This window comes from Lactococcus sp. SK2-659 (genome assembly GCF_020218185.2).
In the GTDB taxonomy this organism is placed as follows: domain Bacteria; phylum Bacillota; class Bacilli; order Lactobacillales; family Streptococcaceae; genus Lactococcus; species Lactococcus lactis.
The window spans coordinates 955,351-979,781 of record NZ_JAIWQZ020000001.1 but is presented as its reverse complement, the minus strand read 5'-3'; the positions used below and the strand labels follow the sequence as shown (position 1 = coordinate 979,781).

The window sequence follows — 24,431 nt, the reverse complement described above, 5'->3', positions numbered from 1 at the left end:
CAACCATAAAGAACAGAGGGGTGAACTCTAATATTATAATAAGTTCAAACTAATTAATAGAAATAAAAAGTTAAAAATAAAGAGGCTTCACTCAATAGGGTGAAGCCATAAAATCACAGCGGATTTTTGAAGGTGACTTTCGCTCCTTTGTCAAGCTGTGTAGCGAGTTTTTCGACAGCAGCAACATCGGCTGGTGTACCATTAAACTCAAAATCATATAAAAGCGGAATTTGGTATTTTGCAGAAAGTTCTTTAGCAGTAAAAATATAAATACCTGCGAAATTACGATTTCCTGTACCAATAATTCCTAGACAATGTTTATAATTATCATTATAAGCCATAAAGTCAAAAACAGGGTCCATAACATCTATTGATTTGGAAACAGTTGGAGATTCTTCGGCATAACTTGGCGTTATCAAAAGAAAAGGTTCATTCATTTCTATATCATCGTCAGGACTAATTTCGACATTTGGTAAGTTTGTTTTGGAAACAAAGCGACGTGTTTGCCCAGTCACACTGAAATAAGCAAGTTTCATATTAAGCCAACTTTGCTAATTCGCTAGGACGGAAACCAGAGAAGGCAAAGTCATCTTTAGTAATGACAGGTGCAGCACGAAATCCCATTTCAATCACTTTTTCAACAAATTCAGGTTGTTCATCGATATTGATTTCATCGAAGGCAATTTTATGTTCTGAGAGCCATTTTTTGACCATTTTGCATTGCATACAATTGTTTTTAGAATAGACTGTAACCATTTTAAATCTCCTTTGAGGACAAACGTATTTTATTAGTAAGAGTAAAAAGTCTTTGACTTTTTCTCAACTTTTTATAGTCTTATTTTATCGTAAAAAAAATATCTAGTCAAATTAAAGATACTAGATATTGTGTCGAATTATGTAAAATTATAAAAATAACACAACATATTGTGCTATTTTTCTTTTTGTTTTGATAAGTTTAAACCAAATGGGACAAGGGATTCGCAATGATTTTTGATTCTTTTGAGATTTGTTCTATGTCGTAAAATAATAATAATTGCTAAAACAAAAATAATAATTGAGAATAAAAGGTCGTAGGAAGTAAGAATAAATCCGATGCTAGGGAAAATAAGAATTCCCAATAAAGCAAATACAGCACCTATCACACTAGAGAGACTAATCATGCTAAAAAGCCATAGGACAATGATAAAGACAACAAGAAGGTAAATTAAGAAGAGCGGACTAAATCCAAGAATCACACCAGCAGAAGTTGCAACAGCTTTACCACCTTTAAAGCGGTCGAATATTGAAAAAGTATGTCCAATGACAGCAAGAAGACCGAAAATTAGAGGTGAAACACCATTGATATGGAAGAAAAGGGGTAAAAGAGTAGCAAGTGTCCCCTTTAGTAAGTCAAAAGCAAAAACTGAAATTCCTGCCTTTACACCTAGAATTCTAAAAGTATTGGTTGTTCCAGTATTTCCTGAGCCATAGTCATGGAGATTTTTTTTGAAAAAAATCTTGCCAATCCATAAGCCGAATGGAATTGCCCCTAAAAGATAGCTGGCAATGAGAAGAAGAATAATAGTAAGCATAAGTTCTCCGAAGTTTATTTCGTTTAAAATCGATAATCTCTTTTAACTGTACAATTATATCATATTTTTAATAAAGATTACTGACAATATTGAAACATCTTCACTTACTTTTGGAAAAATTCTTACTATTAGATGAAAAAATTGTCAGCAGTCCTTTGACAAAGCTTTCTGAACAAGGTACAATAATCAAGATGAATATTTTTTATTAGCTCATTGTGGATAAAAAAATAGTGATTTAGATAGAAGATATAGGCTTTCGATGAGAGGAAAATAAATGGTAATAGATATTAATAACTATGATGACAGTGCGATTCAGGTTCTTGAAGGATTGGATGCTGTCAGAAAACGTCCAGGAATGTATATTGGATCAACTGACGGAACTGGTTTGCACCATTTGGTTTGGGAAATTGTAGATAATGCGGTTGATGAAGCTTTATCTGGCTTTGGTAACAGAATTTCGGTAACCATTAATGCTGATGGTTCTTTATCAGTAGAAGATGAAGGAAGGGGAATGCCAGTTGGGAAACACGCCATGGGTATTCCAACTGTTGAAGTAATTTTTACTATTTTGCACGCAGGTGGTAAATTTGGTCAAGGGGGTTATAAAACTTCTGGTGGACTCCATGGTGTTGGATCTTCAGTCGTAAATGCCCTCTCGACTTGGTTAGAAGTTGAAATTACTCGTGACGGGACTGTTTATCGTCAACGTTTTGAAAATGGTGGACATCCAGCGACAACTTTAGAAAAAATTGGGAAAGCACCAAAGTCTAAAACAGGGACTAAAGTTACCTTCATGCCGGATTCTAGCATTTTTTCGACAACTGAATTTAAATATAATATCATTTCAGAACGTTTAAATGAGTCTGCTTTTCTTTTAAAAGAAGTAACGATCAGTCTTGAAGATAAACGAACAGATGAAAAAGAAGAATTTCATTATGAAAATGGGGTTCAAGATTTCGTTTCTTATCTTAATGAAGATAAAGACAGTTTGACTCCAGTTCTTTATTTTGAAGGAAAACAAGATGGTTTTGAAGTTGAAGTTGCCCTTCAATATAATGATGGCTATTCAGAAAACATTCTTTCGTTCGTCAATAATGTCCGAACAAAAGATGGCGGAACGCACGAAGCAGGTTTGAAGACGGCAATTACGAAAGCAATGAATGAATATGCTCGTAAAGTAAATTTACTCAAAGAGAAAGATAAAAACCTCGAGGGTTCGGATTATCGTGAAGGTTTGACAGCCGTCTTGTCAGTTTTAATTCCTGAGGAACATCTCCAATTTGAAGGACAAACCAAAGATAAATTGGGTTCTCCTTTAGCTCGTCCAGTTGTTGATTCTTTGGTTTCTGAGAAACTAAGTTTCTATTTGATGGAAAATGGCGAATTAGCGCAAAATTTGATTCGTAAAGCAATCAAAGCCCGTGAGGCTCGTGAAGCGGCTCGTAAAGCGCGTGAAGATTCACGAAATGGAAAGAAATCTAAAAAAGACAAAGGACTTTTGTCTGGTAAATTAACCCCTGCTCAAACAAAAAATCCAAATAAAAATGAACTTTATTTGGTCGAAGGAGATTCTGCCGGGGGGTCCGCTAAACAAGGACGAGATCGTAAATTCCAAGCCATTTTGCCTTTACGTGGTAAAGTTATTAACACCGAAAAAGCTAAGATGCAAGATATTCTCAAAAATGAGGAAATCAATACAATGATTTATACCATTGGTGCTGGCGTTGGGGCAGATTTTACCTTGGCTGATCGTAATTATGACAAAATCATTATTATGACCGATGCCGATACTGATGGAGCACATATCCAAACGCTCTTATTGACTTTCTTCTATCGCTATATGAAACCATTGGTTGAAGCGGGTCATGTCTATATTGCCCTTCCACCACTTTATAAAATGAGTGAAGGAAAAGGCAAAAAAGAAAAAATTGAGTATGCTTGGACAGATGGTGAGTTAGCAGAACTTCGCAAGCAATTTGGTAAAAATGCTAATTTGCAACGTTATAAAGGACTTGGAGAAATGAATGCTGACCAACTTTGGGAAACAACAATGGACCCAGAAACTCGGACATTGATTCAAGTGACCATTGATGATGCAGCTCAAGCAGAGAAACGTGTTTCAGTACTGATGGGTGATAAAGTTGAACCTCGTCGTAAATGGATTGAAAATAATGTGAAATTTACAATGGAAGAAGAAACAGTATTCTAAGTTACTTTCTTTAATAATTAACCTCGATTTTTCGAGGTTTTTTACTTTAATTTATGATGTAAGTATCACTATTGCTCACTTTAGGTGTAACAACAAGCCTATTCGTAAGCCAGCAAAGCTAGCAAGAGAAACTTTGTTTCATTTTGTTAGCTATGATATAATGGAAGAAATTCTAAAAGAAGATAAAAACGAAAAGAGAAAAAATGCAAAAATCAGCTTTAATTATTATTGATTTGCAAGCATTCATTAAAAAATTAGCGAAAGATGCTGTTCCTTATGGCTGGGATAAAATTATTGAAAATAATCGAGCTTTAATTTCTGCATTTGACCAAAAAAATCAGCCAGTTTATCTTGTGACTGTTGAACCAAAAATACTTTGGCAATCAGCTAAAAAAGCTTTTTCTCGGATGATTTTGCAAGATGAATTGGATAAAAATCCAAGATTACATCAATTAGTAAAATATGGGCCGTCAGCATTTAAACAATCTGATTATGGCTTAGCTGACGAGTTGAAAAATAATTCTGTCAGTAAAATTTATGTTTCTGGTGTGTCTATGAGTAATGGAGTATTAAAAACAGCCAGAGATGGGGCGGACTTGGGATTTGAAGCGATGATAATTGAAGACGCCTGTGCTGACAGAAAGTTAAAAAACTTCCAGAAAACAAAAACTGACGAAATACCAAAATTTGGGAAATTAATTAAAACAAGAGAAATTATCGAGGAACTGAATAAAAATGTCTGAGAAATATGTCGTATTTGACTTTGAAACTACAGGATTTTCTGCACAAAAAAATGAAATTATTCAAATTGGAGCAGTAAAATATGATGAGAATAATCAAGAGCAAGCTAGATTTAATCAGTTAGTAAAAAATCAACGCTCTTATGTCTCAACTGAAATCACACAATTGACTGGCATAAAACCAGCTGATTTGTTAAATCAACCAACGATTGAAGAAATTTTACCTGAATTTTTAGACTTCATCAAAGGTCATTTATTAGTGGCTCATAATGCTCCTTTTGATATTTCTTTTCTTTATCAGGCCATTATTGATTGTGCCATTACTGATGTTGAGGCTTTTCGTGTCTATGATACTTTGGCAGAAAGTAAAAAGTTATTAACTATGTCTTCTTATGCTCTAGAAAATTTTAAAGACCTACTAGAAATGAATGATTTACGTTCGCATGACGCGCTCAACGACTGCTTAATCACGGCAAAACTTTATCAATATTTACAGAAAATTGAAGAAGTTGAGCTGTCAGTAGAATCAGAAGTTACTGACGAACTCGGTCAGTTAGATTTATTTGGTGACAGCTCTGATGAAATTACTGACAGCCTTCGCAGAAAGTTAAATTTACCAATCACCAAAGCTTTAGTCTATTATCAGCAAAATCTTGAGCGAAAATGGGAACGATTTGAAGTTCTTGGAATTTCGATTGAACGAGAGTACTCCGTAGGTTCGAGTTTAAATATTCGTTTACATAATTCAGAGAAAGTGAAAATTCATTCTGATTTTCTAAAAGAAATGCAAAAAGCCAATTTCGTGACGATTATGGAGGAAGAAAAATGACAGCAATTTGGAAAGAAAAAAGTTTTAATCAACTTACATTAGATGAAATGTATCAATTTTTAAGCTTGCGTACTGCTGTCTTTGTTGTGGAGCAAAACTGCCCTTATCAAGAGCTTGATGGCAAAGACCAAGTAGCCAAACACCTCTGGTTAGAAAATGAAAATGGTCAACTGATGGCCCTTTGTCGCCTACTTCCCAAAGAGATTTCATTTGCAGAGGCTTCAATTGGGCGTGTCCTTGTCAATCCTGAATTTCGTGGACAAAATTTGGGAAGAGGACTCATTGAAAAAGCCTTAGAAGTCCTTAAAGAAGATGGGGAAGAAGCAGTAACAATTGAAGCACAATATTATTTGCGTGATTTTTATGCTTCATTTGGTTTTGTTGAAAATTCTGAACCCTTTTACGAAGATGGTATTAAACATGTCAATATGATTTTGAAATTCTAAGATGAAATAATTTACTGACAGCTTTGTCAGTAATTTTTTCACTTCAAATTAAGCTGTCAGTAGATTTTAAAGAGATAAACAATCTTATCAATTTTGACCAATAAATAATTTGTAAGTTTTTTTCGTTTTGATTTTGTGGTAGAATAGAAAAAGTGATTTTATATTGTAGAATGACAAAAGCAGAGAACTGTCAGTAAAAAATCAAAGATTTATTTATAAATTAGCAAATAATTAATTAAAAAAGTAAACAAATTTTCTAAAAAGAAAGTTAAAATATGTCAAACATTCAAACCTTACCATTAGAAGATATAATGGGTGACCGATTTGGTCGATATTCAAAATATATCATTCAGGAGCGGGCCCTTCCCGATATCCGTGATGGTTTAAAACCGGTACAACGCCGTATTCTTTATTCAATGAATAAAGACGGAAACACATTTGATAAGTCTTATCGTAAATCAGCGAAATCAGTCGGAAATGTCATGGGTAATTTCCACCCACATGGAGATAGCTCAATCTATGAAGCGATGATTCGGATGAGTCAAGACTGGAAAATGGGCGAACCTTTAATCGAAATGCATGGTAATAATGGTTCAATGGATGGTGACCCACCAGCCGCTATGCGTTATACTGAAGCCCGTCTTTCAGAAATTTCAGGCTATCTTTTAGCAGATATTGAGAAAGATACAGTAAGTCAAGCTTGGAACTTTGATGATACTGAGAAAGAACCAACAGTTTTACCAGCAGCCTTCCCAAATCTTTTAGTCAATGGCTCAACCGGGATTTCAGCTGGTTATGCGACAGATATTCCACCTCACAATTTGGGGGAAGTCATTGACGCAACCATTCATATGATTGACCATCCTAAAGCTGATGTAGAAAAAATCATGGAATTCTTACCAGGACCAGATTTTCCTACTGGTGGGATTATTCAAGGAAAAGGCGAAATCAGAAAAGCTTACGAAAAAGGAAAAGGGCGCATTGTTGTTCGTTCAAAAGTCGATATTGAACCAATGAAAGGCGGGCGAGAGCAACTTATTGTTACTGAAATTCCTTTTGAGCTCAATAAAGCAAACTTAGTCAAGAAAATTGATGATGTTCGTGTCAATGCTAAAGTGCCCGGAATTGCAGAAGTCAGAGATGAGTCAGACCGTGAAGGTCTTCGGATTGCAATTGAATTAAAGAAAGAAGCTGATAGCCAGCTTGTTTTGAATTACTTGTTTAAAAATACTGATTTACAAGTGAATTATAACTTCAACATGGTCGCAATTGATAATATGACTCCTGTTCAAACCGGTGTCTTACAAATGCTCCGCTCTTATGTCAAACACCGTGAAGATGTTATCGTTAAACGTTCACAATTTGATTTAAATAAAGCAGAAAAAAGACTTCATATTGTTGAAGGTTTGATTCGCATGGTTTCTATTTTAGATGAAGTGGTCGCAACGATTCGTGCTTCAGAAAATAAAGCAGATGCCAAAGAAAATATCAAAGTTTCATTTGGATTTACCGAAGAGCAAGCCGAAGCCATTGTTACTTTACAACTTTATCGTTTGACCAATACTGATATTGTCACTCTACAAAATGAACAAGCTGAATTAGAGCAAAAAATTCTTGAACTTAAAGCGATTATCAATGATGAACGTACTTTGTTTAATTTAATGAAACGCGAACTTCGTGAAGTTAAGAAAAAATTTGCCAAACCACGCCGTAGCGAATTACAAGATGAAGTTCAAACTATTGAAATTGAAGCGAGCGAATTGATTGTGGCAGAAGACACGGTAGTTTCAGTAACTCGTTCAGGTTATATCAAGCGAACTTCACCACGTTCATTTGCTTCATCAGCCCTTGAAGAAGTTGGTAAACGTGATGATGACGAGCTTCTTTACTATGCCAATGCTAAAACAACTCAACATCTCTTGCTTTTCACAAATCTCGGAAATGTCATTTATCGCCCAATTCATGAACTTTCGGATGTTCGTTGGAAAGACATTGGTGAGCATCTATCCCAAAGTCTCTCTAATTTTTCAGCCGATGAGAAAGTAATTTTTGTTCAGATTGTGGACGAATTTGCTGGTGAAAATCTAGTTGTTGTCACAAAAAATGGACAAATAAAGCAAATCGAACGTGAAAGTTTCTCCCCTTGGCGTACCTATCGTTCAAAATCTACTCCATATGCTAAACTTAAGGGAGAAGATGATGAAATTGTTTTAATCACCCCAGTACAATTTGCAGACCTTATGCTTATTTCTGAAAATGGCTATGCCCTTCGCTTTAATCTTGATGACGTCCCAGTTCTGGGTGCTAGAGCTGCAGGAGTCAAGGCCATGAATCTCAAAAATGGTGATAAAATTAAGTCCGCCTTCTTTGTTAACTCAAATAGTTGGTACCTTTTGACTCAACGGGCATTTATCAAACGTGTCAAGACGGATGATATTCCGGCTACCTCACGTTCTAACCGTGGCCTTCAAGTACTACGAACCTTGAAGACAAATAATCATACCGTCTTTGCAGCCGGCTTAATCAATTCAACTGCTGATTTATCAGCGCTAACAGAGGAATTAGATTTGTTCAGTCAAGCTAAAGCACCAGCGACAAAAGAAACTGATGAACAAGTATTAGAAGTTATCAGTGAGACTGGTAAGAAATATGATATCAATTTGTGCGATTTATCATTATCAGATCGAACAAGCAATGGACATCCAATTGCTGATGATCTTGAAAAAATTGCAAGCGTAAAAATAAAATAAAAAAAATCAGCTTTGGCTGATTTTTTTATTGTCTTCGACCAATAATATAACGAAAGAGTGCCGCATAAAGTAGCCAAAGAATAATACAAGCTCCAATAATCCAAACCCAAGCATCTTTTTGGTTAGTAAGTGGAAGTGGTACATTCATTCCAAAAAAACCGGTGATGACTGCTAATCCTGCCAAAAGTACAGAAACAATTGTCAAAGTTGTCATATTATCATTCAAATTATTATTAAGGACATTATTATAAGTTCCTGCTAATTGTTCAAGAATTTGAGCATTAAGTTGTGTCATACTGGCAAGCTGCTGTGCTTCGATAATTGCATCTTCAAGCTGCTCTTTTTCAGTTTCATTGAACTGTCTGTAAATACTTTTAGTTTTAAGTTGTTCAAGTAGTAAAGTATTTTGGTTGGCACTAGATACAATATACAGCATTCCCGTTTCAATATCAGAAAGGGCCAACAAATTTTTCTTTGTTGTTTTTTCACGCAACTTTTGATTAATTTCTTCTTTTGATTTATCGATTTTTTCTAAGTAAGGAAAGAAAGCCTCTGAAATCAAAAATAAACTGATGAAAAGAAGATGATAAACCGTTTCTGGTTCATTTTGAAAACAATATTTTTTAATTTGATTAATTAAATATTCATTTTCTGGATGATAAAGAGTAATTAATCGATTTTTTTGTGCTACAAAAGTAATGGGAACCGTCTTATAATGAACTTCTGAATTGAGTAAATCCAGACTATTGAAAATCAGTACAAAGTCTTGACTATCAGGAATGAACTCCGTGTGCGGACGTTCATTTTTATCTTCGGCATATTGAAGTGTTTCTAAGTCAATACCATAAGTAGCAAGTTCAGAAATATTTCTAAGGTCTTCGACATTAAAAGAAAGCCAAGTGAGTTGAGGGTTTATTTTTATTTCTTGCATGATAAGATATCCTATGTTCTAATAGAGCCATTTTAGCAAAATTGTAATTTTTGAGCAAATAAATAGGCAAAAACTATTAATAACTAACTTGAGAAATTGCTATTTTAAAGAATACGTTTTTATTTCTTGACAATCTTTAAATTTAAATGCTATACTTTAGCTACAATTGAATAAATCTTCAGGGCAGGGTGTAATTCCCTACCGGCGGTATAGCCCGCGAGCTGCTTGCAGCATGATTCGGTGAAACTCCGAGGCCGACAGTATAGTCTGGATGAAAGAAGATAATAAAACCATAATACTCTAGTCAGTATTATGTCTATTTAGCCTAAAACTCTGGAGTGAATTTAAATAATTCACTCCAGTTTTGGTTTTTTGAGCTGCATTTTTGCTCGAAAAAAAATAGAAAATTTATCAAAAGACCCTGAAATTTTATTTTAGGGTCTTATTTTTTATTAGAAAGGATGAATAGATGAAAAAAGACGAATACTACATGGATTTAGCAATTGTACTTGCAAAAAAAGGAGGTGGTAATGTCAACCCTAACCCTCAAGTAGGAGCCCTTATTGTCAAAGAAGGGAGAATTATTGGTCAAGGCTATCATGAAAAATATGGGGAAGCTCACGCGGAAATCAATGCTTTTAAGGATTGTAACGAATCTCCCGAAGGAGCCACGCTTTATGTGACCTTAGAGCCTTGTGCGCATCAGGGAAAACAACCCCCTTGTTTTGAAGCGATTATAAAAAATAGAATTAAGCGTGTTGTTATCGGGCATTTAGACCCCAATCCCTTGGTTTCAGGAAAAGGAATTAAAGCAATGAGAGAAGCTGGAATTGAAGTTTCTATCAAAGTCTTAGAAAAAGAATGTGAAGAATTAAATAAAATTTTCTTTTATTATGTTAGTCAAGGGCTTCCCTATGTCATGATGAAGTATGCAATGACTTTAGACGGAAAAATTGCGACATCAGCAGGTCAATCAAAATGGATTACAGGTGAAATTGCAAGAGAGAAAGTACATCAAGACCGTTCACGTTTTATGGCAATTATGATTGGTGTTGAAACACTTATTTTAGATGATCCACAACTCTCTGTCAGGTTGGAAAATGGAAAAAATCCGATAAGAATCATTTGTGATACTCATTTAAGAAGTCCTTTAACTTCCAAGATTGTTTCTACAGCTACTGAAATTCCAACGATTATTGCTACAGCTGAGTCTGACCCCGAAAAACAAGCTCCCTTTCTTAAAGTGGGTTGTGAAATTATCTTAGTTTCTTGCCTAGAAGGAAGATTGAATTTGAAAGAATTGACCAAAAAGTTAGGAGAAAAGGGGATTGATAGTATCATCTTGGAAGGTGGAGGGACATTAAATGCTTCGGCATTAAAAGCAGGGATAGTCCAAAAAGTTCAAACTTATATTGCCCCTAAAATATTTGGTGGAAAAGAAGCACCAAGTCCAGTTGAAGGACATGGAATCGAGCAACCCAATCAAGCCTATCTCCTAAAAAGTCCTCAAATAACCCATCTAGGAGAAGATATTTTATTAGAAAGTGAGCTTCTTTAATGTTTACAGGAATAATTGAAGAAATAGGGGAAGTGAGTCGCCTGCAAAAAAGAGAAAAATCCTCCAAAATTAGTATCCGTGCTTCCTTGATTTTAGAGGATATGAAACTTGGAGATTCTATTTCAACAAATGGTTTATGCCTGACCGTTTCTGAATTTAATCAAAAAGAATTTATGGCTGATATTATGCCTGAAAGTCTAAATCGTTCAAATCTTGGGACCTTAAATGTGGGCGCCAAAGTTAACTTAGAACGAGCGATGCCATTAAATGGCCGATTTGGTGGGCATATTGTGTCAGGACATATTGATGGAGTTGGCCAGATTTTAGAAGTAAAAAAAGAAGAAAATGCCATCTGGTTTGAAATCAAAACGAGCTTAAATTTAATGAGATACATCGTCGAAAAAGGCTCAATTACGATTGATGGGATTAGTCTTACAGTTGCTCAGGTTAAGTCGAAATCTTTTAGTGTTTCTATTATTCCACATACGCTCAAAGAGACGATAATGGCAGATAAAAAAGTGGGTGATACTGTTAATTTAGAAAATGATATTTTGGGGAAATATATAGAAAAATTATGGGGCGATAGTAGTTCTTCGATGAAAGAATCTTCATTAACTAAAGAAAAACTACTTAACAACGGATTTTTATAGGAGATAAAATGTTCCAATATAATAAAGTAGAAGAAGCACTTGCTGCACTTAAAGCAGGGGAAATGATTATCGTTAGTGACGATGAAAATAGAGAAAATGAGGGCGACCTTATCTGTGCGGCCGAATATATCAGTCCAGAAATAATTAATTTTATGGCAAGTGAGGCCAAAGGATTGATTTGCGCACCACTCAGTGAAACTTATGCTAAGAATTTACAATTAGAGGAAATGGTAGAGAAAAATACAGATAATCATGGAACAGCTTTTACAGTTTCGGTTGATCATATTGAAACTAGCACAGGAATTTCGGCTTTTGAACGGGCCTTAACCATAAAAAAACTTGTTGATGCCGAGAGTTTACCAAGTGATTTTCGTAGACCAGGTCATGTATTTCCACTTATTGCCAAGAAAAATGGCCTTTTAGAGCGAAATGGTCATACTGAGGCTACAGTTGACTTGTTGCGTCTGGCTGGTTTAAAAGAAGTAGGTGTCTGCGTTGAAATAATGGACGAAGATGGAACAATGATGCGTAAGGAGAAACTGAAGGAAAAAGCGCAAGAGTGGGGCTTGAAATATATCAAAATTAAAGCTATTCAAGAGTATCTTAAGCAAAATGAACTGCAAGTAGAGCAAGTGACTAGAGCCAAGCTACCAACGAAATATGGTATGTTTGATATTTTAGGATTTGTCAATAAAATAAATGGTGAGCACCATGTTGCTTTAGTTAAAGGAGATATTGGTGACGGTCAAGCTATTCTTTGCCGCGTTCACTCAGAATGCTTAACTGGTGATGCTTTTGGTTCTTTGAAATGTGACTGCGGTGAACAATTAGAAGAGGCATTAAAAAAAATGAATGATGAGGGGCGTGGCGTGCTTTTATATCTTCGACAAGAAGGACGTGGAATTGGTTTGATTAATAAATTTCGTGCCTACTCACTTCAAGATGAAGGACTTGATACAGTTGAAGCTAATTTAGCTTTGGGATTTGAAGAAGATGAGCGAGAATATTCGATTGGAGCACAAATTTTAAAAATAATTGGGGTGAAATCATTAAAATTAATGACTAATAATCCGCAAAAGATTAATGATTTTCAAAAATATGGTCTAGTAGTTGAAGAAAGAGTAGCTCTCCAAATCAAAGATAACCCTTTTGACCGTGATTATTTAAAAGTAAAACAAAATAAAATGGGACATTTGTTTGACTAAAGTAAAATAGAAAGTAAGGATAGAAATATGACAATTATTGAAGGAAATTTAAGAACAGAGAATGCAAAATATGGGATTGTAGTTGCTCGATTTAATGAATTTATCAATGCAAAACTTTTGTCAGGAGCATTAGATGCACTCAAAAGACATGGAGTCCAGGAAGAAGAAATTGATATAGCATGGGTTCCTGGGGCTTTTGAAATTCCCCTTGTTGCCAAAAAAATGGCGACTTCCAATAAATATGAAGCAATTATATGTTTAGGGACTGTCATCAGAGGCTCAACTTCTCATTATGATTTTGTTTGTAATGAAGTTTCTAAGGGGATTGCTCATGTTTCCTTAAACTCTAATATTCCGGTCATGTTTGGTGTGCTAACAACTGAAAATATCGAACAAGCCATTGAGCGTGCAGGCACAAAAGCTGGAAATAAAGGTTTTGAAGTAGCGGTTGGAGCAATTGAAATGGTTGATTTGATGAGAAAGATTGGCTAATTTATCTATAAGTGCATTTATTTAAATGCGCTTTTTATTTTGAAATAGGATAAAAACTGTTCTAGCGAGCTATCAGATTGCGAAATATGCTATAATTAAAGCATGAAAAAACTACTGTCACTTGTTATTATCGTTGTTGGAATTGTTGCTGACCAAATTTTTAAAAATTGGATTGTTGCTAATATTCAGCTTGGAGATACAGAAAAAATTTGGCCTAATGTTCTTAGTTTAACTTATATCAAAAATGATGGAGCAGCTTGGTCTTCATTTTCAGGTCAACAATGGTTTTTCCTTGTCTTAACACCGATCGTCTTAGTTGTTGCCCTTTGGTTTTTATGGAAAAAAATGGCACAAAACTGGTATTTTATTGGATTAACTTTAATTATTGCGGGAGCTTTGGGAAATTTTATTGACCGAATTCGTCAAGGATTTGTTGTTGATATGTTCCAAACTGAATTTATTAATTTTCCAATTTTTAATATTGCGGATATCTTATTATCTGTTGGTTTTGTTCTTCTTTTCATTGCAATTTTGACAGACAAAGAAACAAAATAAATCGATTAAAAAATCACTGACAGAAATTTTTATTTAACATTTATAAAAAGGAAAAAAATACTTGCCTATCATAAAAATTAACGAAGAAAACAAAGGCTTACGTCTTGACAAGGCGCTTGCCAATCAAACAGAATATTCACGAAGTTTACTGACAGAACTTATCAAAAATGATAAAGTGTTTGTTAACAGTGAAGCCAAAAAAGCAAAGTATAAAGTAAAAGTAGGGGACAGGATTGAATTTGAAGTTCCAGAAGCGGAAGTTCTTGATATCGTTGCTGAAGATTTGCCGCTAGAAATCATTTATGAAGATTCAGATGTTGCAGTAGTAAATAAACCTCAAGGAATGGTAGTTCATCCCGCAGCCGGTCATGCTTCAGGGACATTGGTTAATGCAATTATGTATCATATCAAAGATCTTTCAAGCATTAATGGTGTAATTCGTCCAGGAATTGTGCATCGTATTGATAAGGATACGAGTGGTCTTTTGATGATTGCTAAAAATGATAAAGCACACGAAAGTTTGGCAGCACAATTAAAAGATAAGACGAGCAAACGTCGTTATTTAGCGATTGTCCATGGTGAAATTGCTAATGATAAAGGGACAATTGAAGCGCCAATTGGTCGTAATCTTAAAGATCGCAAAAAACAAGCCGTAGTTTCTGGCGGAAAACCAGCCGTGACTCATTTTGAGGTTTTAGAACGATTTTATGGCTATACTTTGATTGCATTACGCTTGGAAACTGGGCGTACACATCAGATTCGTGTACATATGAATTACATTGGTCATCCTGTGGCTGGTGATCCACTCTATGGACCGAATAAAACATTGACACCTAATAAAGGGCAATTTTTGCATGCTGAAACATTAGGTTTTGACCATCCAACAACTGGTGAATTTATGGAATTCCAAGTTGATGCACCTGAGATATTCAATGAACAATTAGAAAAGCTTAGAGAACAAGTTTAAACTTGTTCTTTTTTGTATTTAAAATTGAACTATATTTACTGACAGACTTTCTGTATTTGTCAGCAAATCAGACATCAATAAAAGATAGATGATGTATAATAGAGTTACTGATAGTTAGTAGGTTTTTATTAGTAAAAGGAGACTATTATGAACTTTTTTAATCAGATTTTTCATAATCAAATTTTAATGACAGCCATTGTGAGTTGGGCTCTGGCTCAGTTAATTAAAATAATTATCGAACTTATTCGGACACATCGTATTAATTGGCAATTAATTTTTGCAACTGGCGGGATGCCCAGCTCTCATAGTTCATTAGTTGTTGCTTTGGCAACGGCTACTGGATTGAAACAAGGATTTGATTCATCCCTTTTTGCTATTGCTACTGTTTTAGCCTTCGTCGTTTTATATGATGCCCAAGGTATTAGAAGACAGGCAGGAAATCAAGCCAGAATTATCAATCGGATGTTACAAAATGTCGAAAATGCCGGAATCAAAGTAGACAAAAATTTAAAAGAATTATTGGGGCATACACCAATTCAAGTGATGGGTGGAACAATTTTAGGAATAATAGTTGCTTTAGTAATGAATTAAGAAAAAATTCTGTTGCAATTAGAGTCGTAAGCGTTAACTATAGTGTAGTTTATAAATGTGAAGTAAAAAATGAGAAATTATCATCTAAAAATTAAGGTTATTGTAAGAAACAAAAGCGAAGCTATGGTAAAATGGTAATATGAATAATATTGTATTTATTAAGTATAAAAAAGGATTCTGTCTTGCCTTAATGATAGGACTCTTTCTTTTAATTAACGGGATTGCCATTTCTTTGACGCAAGTGTGGAATGCAGATCACATCATTGCGCTTTTGTTAGGAAATATTCTTTTAATAGCAGCCTATTTTTATTTTGTTGGAATTTATAAATTATCAAAAAAACTTTTTGACTCGAAGGATAAAAATGAAACTACTGGCAAGTCTGTCAGTAAAATTGAGTTACTGACAGACTTGTCAGTAACAAAATATTATCGAATAAGCTTTTGGGTAGTAGCTTTGTTAACTTTTAGTTTGCCGTTTCTTTTTATGATTCATGTGCCTGATAGTAAGCATGCTTGGGACTATTTCGTTATATTTAATTCTACGACAGAACTCCATGGTCAATCTTTTGGACTGTTACCTGAAACTGCTTCGCGTTTAGGATATTTTCTTCGTTATCCAAATAATCAATTTTTAGGGATTTTATTTAATCAAGTTTTCTCTCCTTTTGCAGGAAGTATTGAACTAAAAATGTGGGTTGTGACAGCAGTGTCTGCACTATTAACAAGTCTTGGAGTTTTAGCTGGAACCTTAAGTGTTAAGGCATTGAGCGGGAAAAGACATGCGCTCTTATACAATGTTTGTGCCCTTGGGTTCTTACCTTTTTACGTTTATGGTGCACAACTTTACAGTGATACGATTACACTTCCTTTTGTATCCTTTAGTTTGTTGTTCTTTATTTATGCCATTAAATCACAAAAAATAACTCAACAAGTTCTATGGTATTTTTTGGCAACAGTGTTGGCAGTTATAGGTTATGAATTTAAGCCAACGGTGTTAATTGTGCTTATTGCTGTTTTGATTTTCCTTGGACTTAATAAAAAATGGAAACAACTTTTGCTTTTACTTCCAATGTTTGCTATTTTATTTGTTGGTGGACATTTCATGGTTAAAGCAACTATTGCGACCGAGCCAGCCTTTTCTCAAGAGGCTAATGAACGTCGTAATCTTCCGATGATGCACTGGATTGCTATGTCTTGGTCGCCAACTAATAAAACGGGTGGATTCAATAAGAAAGTGAGACTCTATTCTGAATCTTTCCCAACTTATGAAGCGAAAAAAGAGGCCGACAAACAACTCTTCATAGATAATCTTAAGAAGATGGGACCTGTCGGAGTTGTGCGACAAATTGGACGTAAGTTGGCCTATACTTGGCTATATGGTGATTTGAACAGTTCGTTTTATACTTATCATCATGAAAATAAATTTATTAATCGTTACTTTGATTATTTATCAGGAACCTCATTTTCTTTGGATGGCCCTGGTAATATAACAGGTTGGTTTATGCTAAAGGCTGTTCAAACCCTTTATTGGATTGGCCTAGTTGTTTTGCTGTGGCGTCAAATCTGGCGAATTTTAATCAGCAAGAGAAATTGGTCAAATCCCTGGTTTATTCCAGCTTTGGCCTTTGTTGGATTGAGTTTTTTCCTTATTCTATGGGAAACAAATTCACGTTACCTTTATCAATTTGCCCCTGTTATGATTGCTTTAGCAAGTTTAAGTTTAATAGAAAAGCAGTTTAAAAAGAAAAAAATTAAGGAGTGAATATGACTAAGATTCTTTATATGGTCGTGCCATGTTACAATGAAGAACTGGTACTTGATGAAACTTCCGAACGTCTCAAGGCTAAATATGAACAATTGATTTCAAATAATATTATTAGTCCAAAAAGTAGAGTTGTCTATGTTAATGATGGATCAAAAGATAAGACTTGGGAAAAAATTCAAGAAAAACATAATGAAAATCCGATGTTTAGTGGGATTAATCTCTCAAGAAATCGAGGACATCAAAATGCTTTGCTCGCTGGTTTAATGACCGTGAGAAATTTAGCAGATTGTGTTATTTCAATGGATGCAGATTTGCAAGATGATATTAATGCAATTGATGAAATGCTTGAAAAATTTGAAAATGAGAACTGTGATATCGTTTATGGTGTACGGGATAATCGGGACACTGATACAGTTTTCAAAAGAAGAACCGCTGGAGCTTTTTATAAATTAATGCAAGGTTTGGGGAGCCAAAGTGTTCCTAATCATGCTGATTTTCGTTTAATGAGTCGCCGTGCCCTTGACGGTTTAGCTCAATTTCCTGAACAAAATCTCTTCTTAAGAGGAATGGTTCCTTTGGTTGGCTATAAATCTGATATCGTTTATTATAAACGTGGAGAACGTTTTGCCGGTGAAAGTAAGTATCCTTTGAAAAAAATGATTAGTTTTGCGCTGGATGGAATTACTTCAACATCAGCTGCACCGATGCGTTTGATTTTTTGGATTGGTTTAATTTGGTTTTTGCTAGCTATTGTAGGAGCAATTTATATTATTGCTCGCCATTTTATTAATGGTTCTGACGTTGCAGGTTGGGCTTCGACAATGTTGGCAATTGTTGGATTTGGTGGGGCTAATCTATTAGCTCTAGGTGTAATTGGTGAATATATCGGAAAAATCTTCTTGGAAGTTAAACAACGTCCTCGTTATTTGATTGAAGACTTCATTAACGAAGATTAAAAATGATAAATTATCATTAATTATTCAGAAAAACCGTATGGTTTTTTTGTTTTATGCTTGTTATAATGAGCAAGTAAATAAAAATTTTTGATTACATTTGCAATTATAGAAAGGCGAGGTGCCAAATGAGCTACCATGTTTTGATTGTTGAAGACGAACCGAGTCTCTCTGATTATGTCAAAAAAGAGTTGATTTTTGAAGATTATCAAGTTTCAACCGCTTTTGATGGTCTTTCTGCTTTGGAAATATTTGAAACTGCTAAGCCTGCTATTGATGTTGTTTTGCTTGATTGGATGATCCCAAAATTAGATGGCTTGACAGTTTTACGTCGAATGAAAAAAATTCAGCCCAATACACCAATTATCTTCTTGACGGCGCGTGATTATATTGGAGATAAAGTCGCCGGTCTTGATGCAGGAGCAGATGATTATATTACTAAACCTTTTGAAATTGAGGAGCTATTGGCTCGGCTGAGGTTGATTTTTAGGAAATGGTCAAATTCTTCTTCCAAGGTCTATGAACTTGATTACTTAAAAGTTGATTTAAGTGCTCATACAACAGAAGTTGCTGGTAAAACAGTCAATTTAACTCAAAGAGAATTTTCTTTGTTAAGCTATTTTTTAGAACATCGTGGTATAGTGATAAGTCGAGCAGATATTTTGGATGATGTATGGGGCATGGATTTTGACGGTCAGGAAAATACCGTGGATGCTTATGTTCGTTACCTTCGTGCTAAAATTGATTTGCCAAATCATAAATCTCTCATTGAAACCGTTCGTGGTATAGGTTATCGTTTAAATAACGAAAACTGAGAGAGGAAAAGAGGTAGCCTTGAATAAAGTGAAAAATAAAGAAGAATTATTAGATGTTAGTTTTAACACAATGCTTCTGGGTAAAAGTATTTTTGCTTTTGTTGAATTTATATCAGGTTTACTTTTAATCTTTGTTCCACTTGATTTAATTAAAGCAACTATTCACCATCTTGCACTGGCTATTTCTCTAAGCCCGCTCTCTACGATGATTACAAATGCAGGAGAAAGACTGACCAATGATGCTACTTTATTTGCTATTGTATATTTACTTTTACATGGTGCACTAAAGTTGGTGACGTTGGCTCTGCTCTGGAAAAAGATTCTATGGTCATACCCCTTATCAATATTACTTTTAGTTAGTTTTATTCTTTATCAAATCTTTGAATTTTTTAATCATGGGTCAATTTCAATGCTCGTTTTATGTGCAGTTGACGTATTGATGATTATTTTAACCTTATTAGAATACCGTAAGTTAAAAGCACATATTTCAAAAGAGGGCTCATACTCTTCCTTAAAAAATAGTAAAGTAAATTAGCGAATGAAAGAAATAGAATCAAAAACAAGTGCCAAAATTATTACCGATACTTTTGTCCGTATTTTTTTAATTTTTAGTCTGTTGATTACAATCATTGTTTCCGGAATTGTTGCATTTACAAGTTTACAAATCCGTAAGAGTGAGGGAGCGGCACTTTTAAATTCCGTTCAAACGGCAGCAACTAATGGGCAAGTGAATTGGGATGAATTTAAACTTGATAGTGAAAAAGACGAAAAAGCTACATTTGTTCGACTGACAAGTCCTTCAGGTCAAAGAGAAGAGAGTCAAGGAACAACAAATTTTTTTAAATCACGAAAATCTTGGGGGAATTTTAGTCTATTAAGAGATGATATCTTTTTATATAGTTCAAAAACTTCTAAAAATGGAACCAAAGCCGAATTATGGTTGAATATAAATGTTGTAGTTAAATCAATGATTAAAGCTATATTAGTTATTATTGCTGTCATGATTTTCCTATTTTTCCTTGCTTTGATTTTAATTCAAAAAGCGGCCAGAACGATTAGTCAGCCTTTGACAGATATTGTGATGGCAACTGATGGAAAGGATGTTAAACAAGTTCCTGTCAGTAAAAATCCTCTTGAAGTTCATCAGTTAAGTCAAAGTTTCAATCGTTTGCTCAATCAACTGAATCAAAAAATTGAAAATGAGCAACAATTTGTTTCGGATGCTTCACATGAGCTAAGAACGCCAGTTGCTGCAATTCGTGGACATGTGAATTTACTCAAAAGACGTTGGCATGAACATCCAGAAATTGTTGATGAGTCACTTTCCTATATTGATGAAGAATCAATGAGAATGAAAGTTTTAATCGAAAATTTACTGACCATTTCTAGAGGAAATCATTTAGAAATGAAAAAAGAAAGAATTAACTTAAGTAAATTTACTGACAAAGTGGTCAGTGAAATTCAACCCGCGCTAAGACAAAAAATAAACTTTGATATCCAAACAGATTTATTTGTCAGTATAGATAAAATGGCGCTATACAAAATTATTATTATCTTTCTTGAAAATGCTGGAAAATATTCACCTTCCAACTCAGAAATTACAATAAATATTACTTTGGGAAATCATCAAGTTGATTTTCAGGTTGCTGACGAAGGTATTGGCGTTCCAGAAGAAGAAAAAGATAATATTTTTGAACGATTTTATCGAATTGATAAATCTCGTTCAAGTGAAATTCCTGGAACAGGCCTTGGTTTGGCAATTGCGAAGGAATATGCACAATTGAATGATGCCAAAGTCTTTATTTCAAATAATTCTCCGAAAGGGTCAATTTTTCATCTCCTAATGGAGTCTATAGAAAACTAATTAATTATGAATAAAAAAATCTATTATATTTCGGGTGCTATTACCACCCTTGCCTTTTTAATTTTAACGCTCTTTGTTAAAATTGATTTTACTCATGGTCCATTTCCTTTTGATCGACCAATTCAAACTTGGGCTTTTCATTTGCAAAGCTCTTCAGGACTCACTTACTTTTTCTCTCATATGACAAATATTTTTGGAGATAAAGGTGGAATAATTGTCGCAGTTCTACTTGCTTTGGTTTTATATCTTCTCTTTAAACAGAAAGAAGCGACAATCTGGTTTGCGGCAACAGTTGTTTTAAGCCTTGCTTTAAATACTGCTATTAAAGTAATTATTGGTCGGGAACGTCCTGATATTCATCGGTTGGCGGCTTTTGCAAATGAAGCTGGGAAAAGTTTTCCAAGCGGACATTCCATTTTTGCAACAATTATTTTTGGAAGTATTTTCTTTATCTGTCTAGGAAAACTTAAAAATCGTTCTTCTAAAATTTTATTAGGCATTTTATGTATTATATTAATTGCATTAGTAATGTTTTCAAGAATTTTTGTAGGGGTACATTATCCAAGTGATACAATCGGCGGATTTCTCGAAGGAATTAGTATTCTATTACTTACTTACCCCGCATATATTAAGTATCAAGAAAAATCTAAAAAAACCAATTGATATCAATTGGTTTTTATTAATGTCGAAAACAAATTATACCAATTATCGTCTTTTTGAGTTTTATTAAAAGTTTTATACTTGACAATGACAAATAAGTGTAATATAATGCTGTTTATAAATAAATATTAGAAAAATAATTAACTATACCAATTTTAAAGGTGAGTTAAATGGAGCTTTATTATGTGTGGGATTGTTGGTGTTGTAGGTAGTAAAAATGCAACTGATATTTTGATGCAAGGACTAGAAAAACTTGAATATCGTGGTTATGATTCAGCAGGTATTTTTGTAAACGGTCAAGAAACAGCAGCAAAATTAGTTAAATCTGTCGGACGTATTGCAGACTTAAGAGGAAAGTTAGGGATTGATGTTTCAGGAACAGCCGGCATTGGTCACACACGTTGGGCTACTCATGGTAAACCAACGGAAGACAATGCTCATCCACATACTTCAACATCAGGTCGCTTTATTTTAGTACATAATGGTGTGATTGAAAATTTTGTTGAACTTAAAAACGAATTTTTGATGAATGATACTTTTAAAGGACAAACCGATACTGAAATTGCGGTTCATTTAATTGCTAAATTTGCTGAAGAAGAAGGATTATCAACACTTGAAGCATTCAAAAAAGCTCTAAGCTTAATTCAAGGTTCTTATGCCTTTGCTCTTATGGATAGCGAAGATGCAGAATTAATTTATGTTGCCAAAAATAAATCACCATTATTAATCGGCCTTGGCGAAGGCTACAACATGGTCTGCTCAGATGCTATGGCGATGATTCGTGAAACGTCTGAATTTATGGAAATTCACGATAAAGAGCTTGTTGTGTTAACAAAAGATAATGTTACAGTTATGGATTACGAAGGTAATATACTTTCACGTGAGTCATACACAGCTGAACTTGATTTATCTGACATTGGAAAAGGAACTTATCCTTTCTACATGCTCAAAGAAATTGATGAGCAACCCGCAGTTATGCGTAAACTCATTGCGACTTATGCAAATGAAGATGGAACAATGAAAGTTGATCAAGACATTATCAAAGGAATTCAAGAGGCTGATCGTATTTATATTATTGCCGCCGGAACGTCTTATCATGCAGGTTTTGGGGCAAAAATGATGCTTGAATCTTTGACAAATACACCGGTTGAACTTGGTCTTGCTTCAGAATGGGGTTATGACATGCCTTTGTTGAGTCAAAAACCATTCTTTATTTTCCTTTCACAGTCTGGTGAAACAGCTGATAGCCGTCAGGTTTTAGTAAAAGTAAATGAATTAGGACTTCCGAGCTTAACAGTTACAAATGTTCCCGGTTCTACTTTATCACGCGAAGCAACTTATACAATGTTAATCGGTGCTGGACCAGAAATTGCAGTTGCTTCAACCAAAGCATATACAGGACAAATTGCAACTTTGGCTTTTCTTGCAAAGGCAGTTGGTGAGGCTGAAGGGGAAGTTAAAGCAAAAGAATTTGATTTAGTTAAAGAATTGTCTTTAGTTGCTCAATCAATTGAAGCCACTTTATCTGAAAAGGATGAAATTGCAGCAATTGTAGCTGACTTATTGCCAACTACCCACAATGCCTTCTATATTGGTCGAAAACAAGATTATTATGTAGCAATGGAAGCTTCTCTCAAATTAAAAGAAATTTCTTATATTCAATGTGAAGGATTTGCTGCTGGAGAATTAAAACATGGAACGATTTCATTGATTGAAAAAGGAACTCCAGTACTTGCTTTAATTTCTAATAATGAAGAAGTAGCAGCTCATACTCGTGGAAATGTAATGGAAACAGTGGCTCGTGGAGCCTCAGCTATCACAATTGTTGAAGAAGGAGTGGCTCGTGAAGATGATACAATTGTTGTCAACCAAGTTCATCCTTATTTGTCAGCAATTTCAATGGTTATTCCAACACAATTAATTGCTTATTATGCGTCAATGCAACGTGGACTTGATGTTGATAAACCACGTAACTTAGCTAAAGCAGTAACAGTTGAATAAAAGTTACTGACAGAAATTTCTGTCAGTAAAATGATAACTAAAAATAAAAAGTTCTGAGATTTATCAGAACTTTTTTGGTTAATTAATCTTTTGTCAGTGACAAAGGCCAGATTTTTCCGTATATAATAGTATGTATGAACTAAGAGAAAATCCGTATCCGATGCAACCTAGGGAACGCTTAGAATTTTTAGGAGAAGAGTGCTTGTCTGATGTTGAGCTGTTAGCGATATTATTGCGAACAGGGACAAAAAAATACTCATCATTAAATTTGGCCTTGGAAATTCTTCAACATTTTGAAACTTTGGATAATTTGCGTAAAGCTTCGATTAATGAACTCAGAGAAATTTCAGGCATTGGGCTGGCAAAATCCATTGAAATTCGAGCAATGATTGAATTTGGAAAAAGGATACAAACCACTAATAGAAAACGTTACGGTCAAGTTTTGAGTTCCAAAGAATATGGCCTGAGTCTTGCTTTTGAAATGCAAAATTTTGAGCAAGAACATCTTGTGGCAACATATTTAGATGGTCAAAATAGAATTATTGAGAAAAAGACAATTTTTATAGGGGCGGTTAATCATGCAACTGCAAGTCCTAGGGAGATTCTTTATCATGCAATAAAAAATCTCTCAGTAGGACTCTTAGTTGCACATAATCATCCCTCAGGAAATTTACAACCAAGTCAGGCTGATAAAATATTTACTGACAAAATAAAAAAATCTTGTGAGGATGTGGGGATCAATTTTATTGACCATATTATTGTAGGGGCTGGTAATTATTTTAGTTTTCGGGAAGAAGAGATCAGAAAATGAAGGATTATATAACAAACAATCACTTCTCAACTATAAAGAAAAGAAAAAGATTGGCACTTTTCAAATTC

General features: G+C 34.5%; 24 protein-coding genes and 1 riboswitch. Of the genes, 20 read left to right on the top strand and 4 right to left on the bottom strand.

The window, feature by feature from the left end; genetic code table 11:
- Positions 1-113 precede the first annotated feature (113 nt).
- The 3 genes from nrdI to plsY all read right to left on the bottom strand — a co-directional run bounded on the left by nrdI (position 114) and on the right by plsY (position 1,571).
- On the bottom strand, positions 114-536 hold the full coding sequence (gene nrdI, locus LDP15_RS04595) for a class Ib ribonucleoside-diphosphate reductase assembly flavoprotein NrdI (RefSeq protein ID WP_003130968.1): 423 nt from the start codon (positions 534-536) through the stop codon (positions 114-116).
- Position 537: 1 nt separating this feature from the next.
- Positions 538-756 carry a redoxin NrdH gene (locus LDP15_RS04590; protein ID WP_042230256.1) on the bottom strand — a complete coding sequence of 73 codons (219 nt, stop codon included), beginning with the start codon at positions 754-756 and terminating at the stop codon, positions 538-540.
- A 173-nt stretch (positions 757-929) separates the two neighbouring features.
- Positions 930-1,571 (bottom strand): glycerol-3-phosphate 1-O-acyltransferase PlsY, encoded by a 642-nt coding sequence (gene plsY / locus LDP15_RS04585; protein ID WP_010905665.1) that lies wholly within the window; start codon positions 1,569-1,571, stop codon positions 930-932.
- Positions 1,572-1,845: 274 nt separating this feature from the next.
- Between plsY and parE the strand changes: the two genes are divergently transcribed.
- The 5 genes from parE to parC all read left to right on the top strand — a co-directional run bounded on the left by parE (position 1,846) and on the right by parC (position 8,545).
- Positions 1,846-3,780: a DNA topoisomerase IV subunit B gene (parE, locus tag LDP15_RS04580; RefSeq protein WP_012897614.1), complete on the top strand. Its 1,935-nt coding sequence runs from the start codon at positions 1,846-1,848 to the stop codon at positions 3,778-3,780.
- Between the two features lie 203 nt (positions 3,781-3,983).
- Entirely contained in the window at positions 3,984-4,523 is a 540-nt protein-coding gene (locus LDP15_RS04575; RefSeq protein ID WP_015426254.1) for an isochorismatase family cysteine hydrolase, read from the top strand.
- A complete protein-coding gene (locus LDP15_RS04570) occupies positions 4,516-5,349 on the top strand; it encodes a PolC-type DNA polymerase III (RefSeq protein ID WP_003130976.1) in 834 nt (277 codons plus the stop codon). Before LDP15_RS04575 ends, LDP15_RS04570 begins: the two co-directional genes overlap by 8 nt.
- On the top strand, positions 5,346-5,795 hold the full coding sequence (locus LDP15_RS04565) for a GNAT family N-acetyltransferase (protein WP_015426255.1): 450 nt from the start codon (positions 5,346-5,348) through the stop codon (positions 5,793-5,795). Before LDP15_RS04570 ends, LDP15_RS04565 begins: the two co-directional genes overlap by 4 nt.
- 275 nt (positions 5,796-6,070) lie before the next feature.
- Complete coding sequence (parC, locus tag LDP15_RS04560; RefSeq protein WP_225513305.1) at positions 6,071-8,545, top strand: DNA topoisomerase IV subunit A; 2,475 nt, start codon at positions 6,071-6,073, stop codon at positions 8,543-8,545.
- 25 nt (positions 8,546-8,570) lie between these two features.
- On the opposite strand, the gene LDP15_RS04555 is transcribed toward parC, so the two are convergent.
- A complete protein-coding gene (locus tag LDP15_RS04555; protein ID WP_225513304.1) occupies positions 8,571-9,476 on the bottom strand; it encodes a magnesium transporter CorA family protein in 906 nt (301 codons plus the stop codon).
- A 170-nt stretch (positions 9,477-9,646) separates the two neighbouring features.
- Positions 9,647-9,763: riboswitch (FMN riboswitch) on the top strand.
- Positions 9,764-9,945: 182 nt separating this feature from the next.
- Between LDP15_RS04555 and ribD the strand changes: the two genes are divergently transcribed.
- The 15 genes from ribD to radC all read left to right on the top strand — a co-directional run bounded on the left by ribD (position 9,946) and on the right by radC (position 24,363).
- Positions 9,946-11,034: a bifunctional diaminohydroxyphosphoribosylaminopyrimidine deaminase/5-amino-6-(5-phosphoribosylamino)uracil reductase RibD gene (gene ribD, locus LDP15_RS04550; protein ID WP_015426258.1), complete on the top strand. Its 1,089-nt coding sequence runs from the start codon at positions 9,946-9,948 to the stop codon at positions 11,032-11,034.
- Entirely contained in the window at positions 11,034-11,684 is a 651-nt protein-coding gene (locus LDP15_RS04545; protein ID WP_015426259.1) for a riboflavin synthase, read from the top strand. The genes ribD and LDP15_RS04545 overlap by 1 nt, the downstream gene beginning before the upstream one ends.
- Positions 11,685-11,692: 8 nt before the next feature.
- Entirely contained in the window at positions 11,693-12,889 is a 1,197-nt protein-coding gene (locus LDP15_RS04540; RefSeq protein ID WP_015426260.1) for a bifunctional 3,4-dihydroxy-2-butanone-4-phosphate synthase/GTP cyclohydrolase II, read from the top strand.
- 27 nt (positions 12,890-12,916) lie between these two features.
- Complete coding sequence (gene ribE, locus LDP15_RS04535) at positions 12,917-13,381, top strand: 6,7-dimethyl-8-ribityllumazine synthase (RefSeq protein ID WP_015426261.1); 465 nt, start codon at positions 12,917-12,919, stop codon at positions 13,379-13,381.
- Between the two features lie 102 nt (positions 13,382-13,483).
- The gene (gene lspA, locus LDP15_RS04530; protein WP_012897620.1) at positions 13,484-13,936 is read left to right on the top strand and encodes a signal peptidase II; all 453 of its coding nucleotides are present in this window, start codon (positions 13,484-13,486) and stop codon (positions 13,934-13,936) included.
- 61 nt (positions 13,937-13,997) lie between these two features.
- Positions 13,998-14,903: an RluA family pseudouridine synthase gene (locus tag LDP15_RS04525; protein ID WP_003130995.1), complete on the top strand. Its 906-nt coding sequence runs from the start codon at positions 13,998-14,000 to the stop codon at positions 14,901-14,903.
- Between the two features lie 147 nt (positions 14,904-15,050).
- Positions 15,051-15,494 carry a divergent PAP2 family protein gene (locus tag LDP15_RS04520; RefSeq protein ID WP_015426262.1) on the top strand — a complete coding sequence of 148 codons (444 nt, stop codon included), beginning with the start codon at positions 15,051-15,053 and terminating at the stop codon, positions 15,492-15,494.
- Between the two features lie 139 nt (positions 15,495-15,633).
- Complete coding sequence (locus LDP15_RS04515) at positions 15,634-17,256, top strand: glycosyltransferase family 39 protein (protein ID WP_015426263.1); 1,623 nt, start codon at positions 15,634-15,636, stop codon at positions 17,254-17,256.
- A 2-nt stretch (positions 17,257-17,258) separates the two neighbouring features.
- Positions 17,259-18,215, top strand: a complete 957-nt coding sequence (locus tag LDP15_RS04510) for a glycosyltransferase family 2 protein (RefSeq protein ID WP_015426264.1) — start codon at positions 17,259-17,261, stop codon at positions 18,213-18,215.
- 125 nt (positions 18,216-18,340) lie between these two features.
- A complete protein-coding gene (locus tag LDP15_RS04505; protein ID WP_015426265.1) occupies positions 18,341-19,027 on the top strand; it encodes a response regulator transcription factor in 687 nt (228 codons plus the stop codon).
- Between the two features lie 28 nt (positions 19,028-19,055).
- Positions 19,056-19,562 (top strand): DUF2127 domain-containing protein, encoded by a 507-nt coding sequence (locus LDP15_RS04500; protein ID WP_225513343.1) that lies wholly within the window; start codon positions 19,056-19,058, stop codon positions 19,560-19,562.
- A gap of 3 nt (positions 19,563-19,565) precedes the next feature.
- Entirely contained in the window at positions 19,566-20,891 is a 1,326-nt protein-coding gene (locus LDP15_RS04495; protein WP_015426267.1) for a cell wall metabolism sensor histidine kinase WalK, read from the top strand.
- A 6-nt stretch (positions 20,892-20,897) separates the two neighbouring features.
- Positions 20,898-21,554 (top strand): phosphatase PAP2 family protein, encoded by a 657-nt coding sequence (locus tag LDP15_RS04490; RefSeq protein WP_015426268.1) that lies wholly within the window; start codon positions 20,898-20,900, stop codon positions 21,552-21,554.
- Between the two features lie 180 nt (positions 21,555-21,734).
- The gene (gene glmS, locus LDP15_RS04485; RefSeq protein ID WP_015426269.1) at positions 21,735-23,552 is read left to right on the top strand and encodes a glutamine--fructose-6-phosphate transaminase (isomerizing); all 1,818 of its coding nucleotides are present in this window, start codon (positions 21,735-21,737) and stop codon (positions 23,550-23,552) included.
- Between the two features lie 130 nt (positions 23,553-23,682).
- Positions 23,683-24,363 carry a DNA repair protein RadC gene (gene radC, locus LDP15_RS04480; RefSeq protein WP_015426270.1) on the top strand — a complete coding sequence of 227 codons (681 nt, stop codon included), beginning with the start codon at positions 23,683-23,685 and terminating at the stop codon, positions 24,361-24,363.
- The last annotated feature ends 68 nt before the right edge of the window (positions 24,364-24,431 follow it).